Raw genomic sequence first — 13141 nt, forward strand, 5'->3', positions numbered from 1 at the left:
TCAGACCGTCATGGCGGGACGGGCGATTGAACTCAACGCATCATCCGCGCAATCGCTTCCCCGATCACCACCGTCGTGAAGTGGGTGTTGGCCCGGCAATCCGATGGCATGATCGAGGCGTCGGCAACGCGTAAGCCCGCGATACCCTTCACTGTGCCGTCAGGGTTGACCACGCCGTCGGCGTCGTTGACGCCGGTCATGCGGCAACTGCCGGCGGCGTGCTGGATATCGCCGGTCTCACGGCGCAGCAGCGCGTCGAGTTCGTGATCGGGCAAGGCCGCAGCCTCGGGCAAGCTCAAATCCGTGTCTGCGAGCCGGATCCAGTCGGCGATGCCTGATAGCGCCGGCTGGGCGGTGATCACGGCGAGCCGCCTCACCGCATCCATCATGCGCAGCATGTCGCGGGGATCGGCCAGCATGTTCTCCTCGACGACAGGATCGATCGCGGGGTCGGTCGAGGCCAGCTTGAGCGTGCCACGCGAATACGCGTTGAACAGCCCGGCGCCGATCGCGCCCGGCACACCGATGCCGCGGTGGTTGAAGGCGATCAGGATCATGTCGCGCTTGCCGCCGTTGGCGAGGCCCGACGAATAGGTCACGCAGCAATTGGTGTGGCGGGTGTCGGGGTCGGCGGGCCGCAGGTTTTCGTGAAGCTGGATCGTGGCGCGAAACAGCGGATGGTCGAAGAAGTGCCGGCCGACCGGCAAGTCCCGCTCGACGGCGATCCCCATCGCCTTCAGCTCATCCGCAGGTCCGATGCCCGAGCGCAGCAGGATTGCCGGACTGTGGATGGCGCCGGCGCACAGCACGATCTGGCGTGCGCTGATCTCGTGGGTGCCCTGCCCCTCGATGTGGACGCGAAGGCCGGTCGCCCGTCCGTCACTGATCAGCACGCTGTCGACCAGCGCATGCCCGCGAATTTCCAGATTGGCGCGGCCCCGCGCGGGCTCGAGATAACCCTCGTTGGTGGTGATGCGGCGGCTGTCGCGGCTGTTGATGGGATAGCAGGCGACGCCCTCGCCGTCCCGGCCGTTGACGTCGGCGCACCAGGGATAGCCGCTCGCCAGCGCCGCATCGCGCAAGCCGCGATCGATCGGTCCCCATTTGTCCGGCGGCGCGCGATAGACCGGCAGCGGTCCACCGCGGCCGTGGCCGGCGGCGTCGCCGAATTCCAGATCATCCTCGATCACCGAGAACAACGGCATCACGTCCGTGGCCGACCAGCCGGTGCAGCCATTGGCGGCCCATTCGTCGAACGCAGCAGCGACGCCGCGGATGGCGATCTGGCCGTTCATCATCGACGAGCCGCCGAGCCCCTTGCCGCGCCAGTAGAAGCGCGGCTCCTGGCCGGCCACACGGCGCGTCAGAAGATCCGGCCATTGCCACTTCTCCTGGTACTCGCGCTTGTGGATGATCGGGATGGGATTTGGCGTCATCACCTCCCAGGGCGCCTCGTCGGCGCGCCAGTCCAGACCCGCCTCCAGCAGCAGGACGCGCCGTGCGGGATCTTCCGAGAGCCGCGCCGCAACAGCAGCGCCGGCCGAGCCGCCGCCGACAACAATGACATCGTACATCGCGCTACTTCTCAACGTTCCAGAACACCGGGATGGCGGACGGTATCAGACCGCGCGCACCGGCGGAACCAGACTGTCGCCCGACTACCCGATCCCCCTGCCGAACTTGTTCGACTTCGGGAATCCCTTCGGCGGCAGACGGCCGGCGTCCGCGCGAGAGCCTTTCCACTCGGCGAGCTCCTTCATGGTCGCGGAGAATTCGCGGCCGGCGGAGTCCTTCCAGGTCAGGCCCGTCTTGGCGTCGAACACTGCAATGTCGGAGAGGCCGCCGTCCTTGTACTTCTGCAGACGCACACCGCGGCCACGCGCCATCTCCGGCACCTGGTCGAGCGGGAACACCAGCATCTTGCGGTTCTCGCCGATGACCGCGACGGTGTCGCCGATCACCTCGGTGACTGTGCGCGCCTCGTTCGGCATGTCGACGTTGAGGACCTGCTTGCCCTTCTTGGTGGTGCCGACGCAATCGTCCTCGCTGACGACGAACCCTTGGCCCTCGTGGCTCGCGACCAGGAATCTGCGTCCGCCCTTGTTGACGAACAGCGTGACCGGCGCGGCCTCCGGCTCGAGATCGATGAACTGGCGGATCGGCTCGCCATGACCGCGGCCGCCCGGAAGTTTTGCGACATCGAGCGAGTAGAATTTTCCGTTGGTGGCGAACAGCAGCAGCTTCGAGGTCGTTTCCGCGAAGAACGCGAATCCGAGCTTGTCGTCCTGCTTGAAGGCCAGCCCCGAGAGATCCTCGACATGGCCCTTGAGAGTGCGGATCCAGCCCTTGTCGGAGACCACCACCGTCACCGGCTCGCGCTCGACCAGTGCCTCCTCGATCGCAGCGAGATCATGCTCTGGCGCGTCGGCAAAGGTGGTGCGGCGCTTGCCGAGCGGGGTCTTCGGTCCGAACATGTCGCGAACCTTGCCGACCTGCTCGCCGACTTTCTTCCACTGCTCGGGTTCGGACGCCAGCAGTCCCTCGATGCCCTTCAGCTCCTTGCGAAGATCCTTGTCCTCGCCGCGGATCTCCATCTCCTCGAGCTTGCGCAGGCTTCGGAGCCGCATGTTGAGGATGGCTTCGGCCTGCACCTCGGCGAGCTTGAACGCCTTGATCAGCGCCGGCTTCGGCTCGTCCTCATTGCGGATGATCCTGATCACCTCGTCGATGTTCAGATAGGCAATCAGCAAGCCGCCGAGGATCTCCAGCCGGCGCTCGATCTCGGCCTTGCGATGGTTGGTGCGACGGATCAGCACGTCGCGCAGATGGTCGAGCCATTCGCGCAAGCACTCCGCGAGCCCCACGACTTTGGGAATGCGGCCCTTGATCAGCACGTTGAGGTTCAGCGGAATCTTGTTTTCGAGCTCGGTCAGCCGGAACAGCGATTCCATCATCAGCGCGGGATCGACGTTCTTCGATTTCGGCTCGATCACGATGCGAACGTCTTCGGCCGACTCGTCCCTGATATCGCCGACCAGCGGCAGCTTCTTCTGGTCCAGCAGCTCGGCGATCTTCTCGATCAGCCGGGACTTCTGCACCAGAAAGGGTATCTCGGTGACGACGACGACCCAGGTGCCGCGCGCGCCCTCTTCCTGCTCCCATCGGGAGCGGACGCGAAACGAACCGCGACCGGTGGTGTAGGCTTCAGCGATCGCCTGCTTGGAATCGACGCAGATGCCGCCGGTTGGAAAGTCCGGACCCTTGACCCATTTCAGCAAGGCCTTCGACTTCGCGTCGGGCTTCTCGATCAGATGCAGCGCGGCGTCGCAGAGCTCGGCGGCGTTGTGCGGCGGGATCGAGGTCGCCATGCCGACTGCGATACCTTGCGCGCCATTGGCGAGCAGATTCGGGAAGCCGCCGGGCAGCACGATCGGCTCTTTCGACTGGCCGTCGTAATTGGGGCGGAATTCGACGCCGTCCTCATCGATTCCGTCGAGCAGAAGCCGCGCGACGTCGGTCATGCGCGCTTCGGTGTAGCGATAGGCGGCGGGATTATCGCCGTCGATATTGCCGAAATTGCCCTGGCCGTCGACCAGCGGGTAGCGCGAGGAGAAGTCCTGCGCCAGCCGCACCATGGCGTCGTAGATCGCCTGGTCGCCATGAGGATGGAACGAGCCCATCACGTCGCCGACGATTTTGGCGGACTTCTTGAATGCCGTGCCCGGGTCGAGCCGGAGCAGCCGCATGCCATACAGGATGCGCCGGTGTACCGGCTTCAGGCCGTCGCGCGCATCCGGCAGCGCGCGGTGCATGATGGTGGAGAGCGCGTAGGCGAGATAGCGCTCTTCCAACGCCTCACGCAGCGGCACCTCGTGAATTTCGGCCGGTTCCTCCGGCGGAATCAATCGTTTTCCCATGCCGCCCGGTTAAACCGTGGAAGCGAATCGGGCAAGGATCGATTGGTTCCCTGTGGCGGCCTACTGGCCGGCCCAGCCTGCGGTGAAGGTCTGGGTGGGTGGCGCGGCTTTAGCCTGCGTGGTGGCCGGGGCATTGGTCAGGCACCGCCGCGCGGTGTCGATCTCGGCCTCCGTCGCGCCTTTGGACCGTGCCCATGCCTCTGCGGCTGCAGCGGAATATTTAGCCACATAGAATCTGACGACGGTACAGGAAGCACGGCGAAAGACGCCCGGCTGCTCACCCGCGAGGGCGTCCGGCGCCAGCGCAATCAGCGCTGCCGATATCACAAGTCCCTTGATCAGCATGAGGCTATCCCCGGTTGGAACCCAAAATGGCAAGTCCGGGGAACCGAGTTTGGTTCAGCAAGGGCTGGTCCACTGAGGCAACGCAGAGCCGCGCCAAGCTCATGGCGCGGGAATGGCGGCCTTTGCCTGCTGTCGCGTCAGCGCGTTGATGAAGCCTGCCCGCGCATCGGAATGGCCTTGCCCGCGTGGTTCCAGCACGTGGCGCAGCAGGAACAGGCCGGTCAGTCGAAAGCCGTCCTGGAGATCCTGATCGGTGAGGTCGCCCTGCACCTCGCTTTGGCGCAGGAACGGCGGCAGCCGCAACAGGCGGTCGCGCCACGGCTCGCCCGCCCCGCGGGACACCGCGCCGCCGGATTTGGGCGAGACGTAGATCAGGTCGGTGGTCTCTCCTGTCACCGCGCAGTTTTCCAGCGCCAGCCCGAAGCCGAGTTCGGTGAGCATTGCCAGTTCGAAATGGATCACGTGCACGGCCGCGCTGCCGATGTCGTCGAAATCGTCCAGCGAATGTTCGAGCAGCGCCAGGAGGTTTTCGTGCGGATCGCGCTCCGGCAGCAACCGCGCGATAGAGGCGAGATGGGTGATGCCGTAGACGCCGTGGGATGATCCCAGCAGCGTCGCCGCCCGCAGCTTGAGGCCCTCGATGGCATAGGTGCCGAGATGCTCGTCGAGCCGCGCCCGCCATACCACGCGGAGGCTGTTGCCGGGCTGCAGCAACGGACGCATCCGAGAGCCGGCGCCGCCGCGGACGAGACCGAGATGGCGGCCGTGGGCACGGGTTAGCAACTCGACGATGGCGCTGCTCTCGCCATGCCGCCGCACCCCCAGCACGATGCCTTCGTCGGTCCATTCCATCGGTGAAGTCTAGCGGATTCCGGTCTTCAATCGTAGGGCGGATTGGCCGAAGGCCTAATGGGCCAATCGCGGGGGCACGCCTGGAAGGTGAATTGCGCGCCGCCAATCCACCCGACACGGCCTCACGCGTTGAACCAGCCCTGCGCGTCGCCGCGGAACGAGAAATACAATCCCATCGCGGTCAGCACGCAGGAGACGATCTCGATGGCGCTGTCGAGTTCCATGCCTTTCTCGCCGATGATCTGGCCGAGCGAGATCACCGACAGCACGAGCGCTGCCGCCAGCACCCAGCGCGGCCAGTTCTTGCGCCCGTGCGCGGCCAGCCGGACGAAATACACCAGCAGCAGGATCATGCCGCCGGCGAGCAGCGACGACGTCATGATCATCTGTTCGGTCATCTCGGCAGTCGGCGTGCGGTCCTGCACCGCCACCGACAAGGCATCCAGCATCAACGATGCATAGAGCAACGCTTCGAAGCGCCGTACGTTGCTGGGTACGCTCATCGTCGACCGATCTTTTCTTGGTTATTCTTTGGGAAATTCCAGGCCCATCTCGCGGTAGCGATCGGGATCGTCGCTCCAGTTCTCGCGCACCTTGACGAACAGGAACAGGTGCACCGGCACGCCCAGGATCTCGCCGATCTCCTTGCGCGAGTCCGCGCCGATCGACTTGATGGTGGCGCCACCGGCGCCGAGCACGATCTTGCGCTGGCTTTCGCGCTCGACGAAAATCGTCTGCTCGATGCGCACCGACTTGTCCTTGCGTTCTTCCCACTTGTCGGTCTCGACGGTGGACTGGTAGGGCAGTTCCTGGTGCAGTTTGCGAAAGATCTTCTCGCGCGTGATCTCGGCCGCGAGCTGCCGCATCGGCGCGTCCGACATCTGGTCTTCGGGATAGAGGAACGGCCCCGGCGGTACGATCTCGGACAGTGTACGCCTGAGGTCATCGACGCCGTCGCCGGAGATCGCCGCGATCATGAACGTCTTTGCGAAGGCCATGCGCTCGTTGGCAGCCTGCGCCAGCGCCAGCAGCTTCTCGCGCTGGACCAGGTCGACTTTGTTGATGACCAAAATCTTCTCGTGCTTGACGCTGGCGACCTTGGTGAGGATTGCCTCCGCTTCCTCGTCGATGCCGGCCTTGGCATCCAGCAGCACGCAGACGAGGTCGGCGTCATGCGCGCCGCTCCAGGCGGTCGAGACCATGGCGCGGTCGAGCCGGCGCTTGGGCAGGAAGATTCCGGGCGTATCGACCAGGATGATCTGCGCGTTGTTCTCGATCACGATGCCGCGGATCAGCGCGCGCGTGGTCTGCACCTTACGCGAGACGATCGTGACCTTGGCCCCGACCAGCGCATTGACCAGCGTGGATTTGCCGACATTCGGCGCGCCGATCAGCGCGACGAAGCCGCAGCGCGTGGCAGTGGGCGCCTCGCCGCTTGCTTCAACCATCATTGCCGCCGCCAACGCCTTCACGTTCGATCATCACTGAAGCTGCCACTTTCTCTGCCGCGCGCTTGCTGCCGCCGATGCCTTCCGCCGGTGCCAGCCCCGGCAGGTCGACCGCGACGCGGAATTGCGGATCGTGATGCGGGCCGGTGCGCTCGACCTCGCGATAAACCGGCGTCGGCAATCCCTTGCCCTGTGCCCATTCCTGGAGAACGGTCTTGGGATCGCGCAAGGGACGTCGCGGCTTGTGCATGCGCTCGGTCCAGTTGCGCTTGACGAAATCGGCCGCTGCCGCGTAGCCGCCGTCTAGGAAGACGGCGCCGATCACGGCCTCGCAGATGTCGCCGAGCACGCTCTTGCGCAGGCGCGCGTCGGCGCTGGAGCCGACCGAGCCGAGCTTGATGTCGTCGAGCAGACCGAGCGACTTGGCGACATCGGCGCAACTCTCCTTGCGCACCAGTTCGGCAAGTCGCTTGGACAGCTCGCCTTCGTCGGCGTTCGGGAAGGCGTGATAGAGCATGTCGGAGACGACGAGCCCGAGCACATGGTCGCCGAGGAATTCCAGCCGCTGATAGCTGTCGCCGCGCTTGCGCCCGGACTTCAGCGCGGAGACATGCGTGATGCCTTGCATCAAGAGGTTCGGATCGGCAAAGCTGTAGCCGATGCGTGCCTCGAGCCCCGCATTCGCATCCGAGCCCCTGACCTTGCTGCTCCGCACCCGCTTCTTCTTTGCGGGCGTCTTGATCTCAGGCGTCTTGACCTCAAGGGTCTTGGTATCAAGAGTCTTGGTCGCAGCTTCGCCGTCGGGGCCCGCTTGCGCCTCGGTCGGTAGGATCGCGATGTCCTTGGCTTCGTCTTTCATCGGACGATTTTGAAGAAGCGATTCCAGCGCACCGCCCAGGGCCAGCGCCAGAACATCCAGGCATGCTCGCCTTCGGCGATCGAGAAGAAGATCATCTGGGCGCGCCCGATCAAATTCTCCTGCGGCACGTAGCCGACCTGGCCGAGGAAGCGACTGTCGGTGGAGTTGTCGCGGTTGTCGCCCATCATGAAGAAGTGGCCGGTCGGCACGGTGTAGACGTTGGTGTTGTCGACGTAGCCGTTGTCGGCGCAGTCCAGCGTCTCGTAGGACACGCCATTCGGGAGCGTTTCCTTCCAGCGCTTCACCCGGGAGACGCCGCTGCCTTCGGCGCCGCAGGGGTCCTCGCCGACAAATTCGCTCATGCGCTGCCGCTCGACCGGCGTGTCGTTGATGTAGAGCAGCCCGTCCCGCATCTGGATGCGGTCGCCGGGCAGGCCGATCACGCGCTTGATGTAGTCGGTGGAATCGTCCTTCGGCAGGCGGAATACGACGATGTCGCCGCGGTTCGGGTCCGAGCCCCAGATCCGCCCCGAGAACAGCGGCGGCGAGAACGGGATCGAGTAGTGGCTGTAGCCGTAGGAATATTTCGAGACGAACAGATAGTCGCCGACCAGCAGTGTCGCCTTCATCGAGCCGGATGGGATGTTGAACGGCTGAAACAGGAAGGTGCGGATCACCAGAGCGATCAGGAGAGCGTGGATCACGACCCGGATCGTTTCGCCGATGCCGCTCTCAGTTTTCGTTCCTGAAGTCACGCTCATTGCTCTCTCAATTCCGGCGGGCGGTCACAGCGCGCCCTCCTCCCGCGAACAGCCCATCGCTCGCGGCCCAAGGAGATTGTCCTGATTCTGATAATGAGGGCCAATTCCGGCGTAAAGCCGAATTCGCCCAGCCTGATTTGCGTCCGCGGACTTTTAGACGGTTGTCGGAGGCCACGCAATCAAGGATCGCGTCAAAACTGCATAAGCGCTTGATTTTGAACGCGAATTATAAAATTATCGGAGCACCGTCAGGGTTTGGCCAGCGGCACGGCCGAAATGATGACGAAGGCCTGTGCCAGCGGCCAGTCATCGGTGATCGACAGGTCGATCTGCGCCGCGAACCCTTCGGGCGTCAGGGCCTGGAGCCGGGCCAGCGCCCCGCCCGTCAATTGCATGGTTGGCCGCCCTCCCGGCAGGTTGACCACCCCCATGTCGCGCCACCACACGCCGCGCCTGATGCCGGTGCCGAGTGCCTTGGAGCAGGCCTCCTTGGCGGCGAAGCGCTTGGCGTAGGTTGCCACCACCATCTTCTCGTTCTTGGCGCGCCGCTCCGCCTTGGCCCGCTCGGCCGCGGTGAAGATGCGGTCGAGGAAGCGCTCGCCATGGCGGTCGATCACCTTGCCGACCCGGGTGATGTCGATCAGATCGGAGCCGATGCCGATGATCATGCCCGGCTCCGGCCGCGGTCCATCGCCGCGCGCATGCTGCGAACCGTCTCGGCGAGACCGACGAACAGGGCTTCGCCGATCATGTAGTAGCCGATGTTGAGTTCCATGATGTCCGGCAAGCCGGCGATCGTCTCCGCTGTCGCGTAGTCCAGCCCGTGTCCGGCGTGAACCTCCAGCCCTGCTTCTTTCGCCAGCTTCGCCCCTGCCACGATCCGCCGCCATTCGGCCTCGGCCTTGTCGGCGTGACCCTCGACGACGGCGTCGCACCAGGCGCCGGTGTGGATCTCGATCACGGGTGCGCGCAGCCGCGCCGCCGTCTCGATCTGGGCGGGATCGGCCGCGATGAACAGCGACACCCGGATGCCGGCATCGTTCAGCCGCGCGATATAAGGCGCCAGCGCATTGTGCTGGCCGACGACGTCGAGCCCGCCTTCGGTCGTCACCTCCTGGCGCCGCTCCGGCACGAGGCACACCGCATGCGGCCTGGTGGCGAGCGAAATACGCATCATGTCCTCGGTCGCCGCCATCTCGAAATTAAGCGGCTTGGAGATCTCGGCTTTCAGCCGCGCCATGTCCTCGTCGCGGATGTGCCGGCGATCCTCGCGCAAATGAGCGGTGATGCCGTCGGCGCCGGCCTCGATCGCCAGCAGCGCCGCGCGCACCGGATCGGGATTGCGGCCGCTGCGCGCGTTACGCAGAGTCGCGACATGGTCGACATTGACGCCGAGGCGGAGCGGAGGTGCAGGCATTTCAGGACTCACGGAATCATAGGAATGGACCATGACGGAAGGCGTCTATCCATTAACACGTTCGGCGCGGGCGACGACCGCCTTCGCGCGCAGCTGGGCCAGGATCGCGCTCAAATGCTTGAGATCGTAGACTTCGAGATCGATCGTCGTCTCCGTGAAGTCCGGTGAGCGGCGCTGCATGCTGATGTTGTCGATGTTGCCGTCGTGCTCGGCGATCACGGTCGCGATCTGCGCCAGCGCGCCGGGTTCGTTGACATTCTCGACCTTGATGCGGGCCGGGAAGCGCTGCGGCGCGGAGTCCTCGATGTCCCAGCGCACGTCGAGCCAGCGCTCCGGCTCTTCTTCGAAATCCTTCAGGGCCGGCGCCTGGATTGGGTAGATGGTGATGCCCTCGCCCGGCGTGACGATGCCGACGATGCGGTCGCCGGGCACTGCGCCGCCATTCGGCGCAAACTTCACCGGCAGGTCGGAATTGATGCCGCGGATCGGAATCGCGACCGGGGTGCGCGGCGGTTCGAACGACTTCTCCTTGAGCTTGCCGGCAAGCCCCTTCTTGACGCCGTAGCGCGCGATGCGCTCCTCCTTGTAGTCGGGATACATCGCACGCGCGACGTGGGAGGCCTTGATCTCGCCGCGTCCCACAGCCGCCATGACGTCCTCGATCGAGGTTCGTGCCAGCCGCGGCAGCGCGCCCTTGAGCTTGTCGTCGGCATATTCGATCTTGGCGCGCTCGAACAGGCGCTCGACGATGCGCCGGCCGAGACCGACATATTGATCGCGCACCGCAGTCCTGGTGGCGCGGCGGATTGCGGCGCGCGCCTTGCCGGTGACCGCGAGCGTTTCCCAGGCGGACGGCGGCGCCGCTTGCGCTTCGGAGGTCAGCACCTCGACCTCGTCGCCATTCTGGAGCTCCGAGGACAGCGGCGCAAACTGGCCGTTGATCTTGCAGCCCACCGCGCTGTTGCCGACGTCGGTATGCACGGCATAGGCGAAGTCGATCACGTTGGCATGGCGCGGCAGCGCAATCAGCTTGCCCTTTGGGGTGAAGCAGAACACCTGGTCGTGGAACAGCTCGAGCTTGGTGTGCTCGAGGAATTCCTCGGGGTTGGCGCTCTCCGAGAGGATGCCGATGGTGTGGCGCAACCAGGCGAACGCATTGGACTCGCGCTTGAGGAATTCGGTCGGCGAGCCCACGCCTTCCTTGTAGAACACGTGCGCGGCGATGCCGCGCTCGGCGATCTGGTCCATCGCCTCGGTGCGGATTTGCAACTCGACGCGCTGGTTGCCGGGGCCGATCACGGTGGTGTGGATCGAGCGATAGTCGTTCTGCTTCGGCGTCGAGATGTAGTCCTTGAACCGCCCGGGCACGACCGGCCAGTTCGTGTGGACGATGCCGAGCGCGCGATAGCAGGCCTCGATGTCGTTGACGACGACGCGGAAGCCGAAGATGTCGGACAATTGCTCGAAGCCGACCGACTTCCGCTCCATCTTGGTCCAGATCGAGAATGGCTTCTTGCGGCGGCCATAGACCCGCGCGCCCAAGCCCCGGTGGCGCAGATTGTTGGAGAGCTGGTCCTCGATTTCGCCGATCAGATTGCGGTTGCGCTCCGCCAGCGCATCGAGCCGCTGCATCACCACCGAATAGGCTTCCGGGTCGAGGGTCCGGAACGACAGGTCCTCCAGCTCCTCGCGCATTTCCTGCATGCCCATGCGCCCGGCCAGCGGCGCATAGATATCGAGCGTCTCCTCGGCAATGCGCCGTCGCGATTCCGTCGGCACGAAGTCCAGCGTGCGCATGTTGTGCAGGCGATCGGCGAGCTTCACCAGGAGCACGCGGACGTCGTCGGCAATGGCCAGCAACAATTTGCGCAGATTCTCGGCCTGTTTGGCCTCCCGCGACACCAGCTCCAGCCGCTTCAGCTTGGTCAGCCCTTCGACCAGCGCGCCGATCTCGGGCCCGAAGATCTGGTCGATCTCGGCCCGCGTCGCTTCGGTGTCCTCGATCGTGTCGTGGAGCAGCGCAGCCACGATGGTGGCGTCGTCGAGTTTCAGGTCGGTGAGAATCGCCGCCACTTCGAGCGGATGGGAGAAGTACGGGTCGCCCGAGGCGCGGGTCTGCGAGCCGTGCGCCTTCATGGCGTAGACATAGGCGCGGTTCAGCAGATCTTCGTCGGTGTTGGGATTGTAGGACCTGACGCGCTCGACGAGGTCATATTGACGCATCATGCGTGCGCGAGGCTTCGCCGGGCGCGCCACCGGCGCAGTCGGGGCCACGGCAACCGATTCGGTTGCGGCCTGCATCTGCGTTGGTGTGCGGCGTCGATATACCATGCCGTCCTGCCTTCAAACGGACCACGACAGAGCCCGTGTATACATCTTAGCTCCGATCGCGCGCGTGTCCGATCAATTCAGTGACAGGGACAGGCGCGAACCGACGACGCTATGGTAACCACGAAAACGCCAACAAAAGCAAAGGCCCGAACAACGGTTCGGGCCTTTGATCAGATCACAAAGAAGTCGATGAGCGCGACGGGACGATTTACTCGTCTTCCTCGGGTTGCTCCTCGGGCGGCGCGAGGCCTTCGAGACCCTTCAGGAGCTCTTCTTCCGTCATGCGCTCAACGGCGACTTCGGTATCGTCTGCATCCACGCTTGCACCGGCGGAACCGATCAGCGGCACAGTGTCAGGCTCGGGCTCGTCGACCTCGACGAACTTCTGCAGCGAGTGCACCAGCTCCTCGCGGAGGTCCTCCGGCGAAATGGTGGTCTCAGCAATTTCGCGCAAAGACACAACAGGGTTCTTGTCGTTATCACGGTCAACCGTTAGTTGTGAACCAGACGAAATCATGCGGGCGCGGTGGGCGGCCAGCAGGACCAGGTCAAACCGGTTGTCGACCTTGTCGATACAATCTTCTACGGTGACGCGAGCCATCGACTGTCGCTCCGTTGTGGGTGGGACGAAATATGTGGATGAATGCCGGTAGTTATAGGGACCGGGAGGGTTTCGCAAGGCCAATTTGTGATTTGGCCTCGCCAAACGGCTCTGCTACCCCCACATTGGCGCTGGGATGGGTGGTTACCCGGGCCGCCGGCGAGGGCGGCGCCGGGTATGTGCAAGTTGGCCATAACTATACCTTGATTGCCCCGACTTCTCCGGATTTGCGGTTTCGACGGGTTTCGGCGGGACTTTAGAAGCGCGCGGCTTGCTGTCGCCGCGCCAACAATAAACGATCAATCACGAACTCTACGCGAGCAAACTGAATGTCACCTTCCTCTACCGACAAGATCGCGCTCTTCATCGATGGAGCCAATCTCTACGCGACGGCAAAAACTCTGGGCTTCGACATCGATTACAAGCGCCTGCTGAAGGAGTTTCAGAGCCGCGGGACGCTACTTAGGGCGTTCTACTACACCGCGATCATCGAGGATCAGGAGTACTCCTCGATCCGGCCGCTGATCGACTGGCTCGACTACAACGGCTACACCGTCGTCACCAAGGCGACCAAGGAGTTCATCGACGCCTCCGGCCGCCGCAAGGTCAA

12 protein-coding genes and 1 pseudogene are annotated in these 13141 nt (G+C 64.3%); 1 reads left to right on the forward strand and 12 read right to left on the reverse strand.

The window, feature by feature from the left end:
* Window positions 1–32: 32 nt before the first annotated feature.
* The 12 genes from ACFQX9_RS26340 to rpoZ all read right to left on the reverse strand — a co-directional run bounded on the left by ACFQX9_RS26340 (window position 33) and on the right by rpoZ (window position 12531).
* A complete protein-coding gene (locus ACFQX9_RS26340) occupies window positions 33–1574 on the reverse strand; it encodes a GMC family oxidoreductase (protein ID WP_377791038.1) in 1542 nt (513 codons plus the stop codon).
* A gap of 84 nt (window positions 1575–1658) precedes the next feature.
* The gene (gene parC / locus ACFQX9_RS26345) at window positions 1659–3917 is read right to left on the reverse strand and encodes a DNA topoisomerase IV subunit A (RefSeq protein WP_247338490.1); all 2259 of its coding nucleotides are present in this window, start codon (window positions 3915–3917) and stop codon (window positions 1659–1661) included.
* A 60-nt stretch (window positions 3918–3977) separates the two neighbouring features.
* A complete protein-coding gene (locus ACFQX9_RS26350) occupies window positions 3978–4262 on the reverse strand; it encodes a hypothetical protein (RefSeq protein WP_018458403.1) in 285 nt (94 codons plus the stop codon).
* A 99-nt stretch (window positions 4263–4361) separates the two neighbouring features.
* The gene (recO, locus tag ACFQX9_RS26355; protein ID WP_085353424.1) at window positions 4362–5114 is read right to left on the reverse strand and encodes a DNA repair protein RecO; all 753 of its coding nucleotides are present in this window, start codon (window positions 5112–5114) and stop codon (window positions 4362–4364) included.
* Between the two features lie 122 nt (window positions 5115–5236).
* Entirely contained in the window at window positions 5237–5617 is a 381-nt protein-coding gene (locus ACFQX9_RS26360; protein ID WP_018458405.1) for a hypothetical protein, read from the reverse strand.
* 21 nt (window positions 5618–5638) lie between these two features.
* On the reverse strand, window positions 5639–6565 hold the full coding sequence (gene era, locus ACFQX9_RS26365; protein WP_085353425.1) for a GTPase Era: 927 nt from the start codon (window positions 6563–6565) through the stop codon (window positions 5639–5641).
* Window positions 6555–7421: a ribonuclease III gene (gene rnc, locus ACFQX9_RS26370; RefSeq protein ID WP_085357520.1), complete on the reverse strand. Its 867-nt coding sequence runs from the start codon at window positions 7419–7421 to the stop codon at window positions 6555–6557. Before rnc ends, era begins: the two co-directional genes overlap by 11 nt.
* Window positions 7418–8182: a signal peptidase I gene (gene lepB, locus ACFQX9_RS26375; RefSeq protein ID WP_018458408.1), complete on the reverse strand. Its 765-nt coding sequence runs from the start codon at window positions 8180–8182 to the stop codon at window positions 7418–7420. Before lepB ends, rnc begins: the two co-directional genes overlap by 4 nt.
* Before the next feature lie 248 nt (window positions 8183–8430).
* Window positions 8431–8850 (reverse strand): holo-ACP synthase, encoded by a 420-nt coding sequence (gene acpS / locus ACFQX9_RS26380; protein ID WP_007611179.1) that lies wholly within the window; start codon window positions 8848–8850, stop codon window positions 8431–8433.
* Window positions 8847–9599, reverse strand: coding sequence for a pyridoxine 5'-phosphate synthase (locus tag ACFQX9_RS26385; protein WP_026233571.1), 753 nt, complete (start codon window positions 9597–9599; stop codon window positions 8847–8849). Before ACFQX9_RS26385 ends, acpS begins: the two co-directional genes overlap by 4 nt.
* 45 nt (window positions 9600–9644) lie before the next feature.
* The gene (locus ACFQX9_RS26390; protein WP_026233572.1) at window positions 9645–11930 is read right to left on the reverse strand and encodes a bifunctional (p)ppGpp synthetase/guanosine-3',5'-bis(diphosphate) 3'-pyrophosphohydrolase; all 2286 of its coding nucleotides are present in this window, start codon (window positions 11928–11930) and stop codon (window positions 9645–9647) included.
* A 208-nt stretch (window positions 11931–12138) separates the two neighbouring features.
* Window positions 12139–12531 carry a DNA-directed RNA polymerase subunit omega gene (gene rpoZ, locus ACFQX9_RS26395; RefSeq protein ID WP_007603391.1) on the reverse strand — a complete coding sequence of 131 codons (393 nt, stop codon included), beginning with the start codon at window positions 12529–12531 and terminating at the stop codon, window positions 12139–12141.
* 329 nt (window positions 12532–12860) lie between these two features.
* Between rpoZ and ACFQX9_RS26400 the strand changes: the two are divergent.
* Window positions 12861–13141 (forward strand): annotated as a pseudogene (locus ACFQX9_RS26400) (NYN domain-containing protein); the annotation flags it as partial.

It is taken from the genome of Bradyrhizobium sp. GCM10028915 (genome assembly GCF_042666195.1).
In the GTDB taxonomy this organism is placed as follows: domain Bacteria; phylum Pseudomonadota; class Alphaproteobacteria; order Rhizobiales; family Xanthobacteraceae; genus Bradyrhizobium; species Bradyrhizobium canariense_D.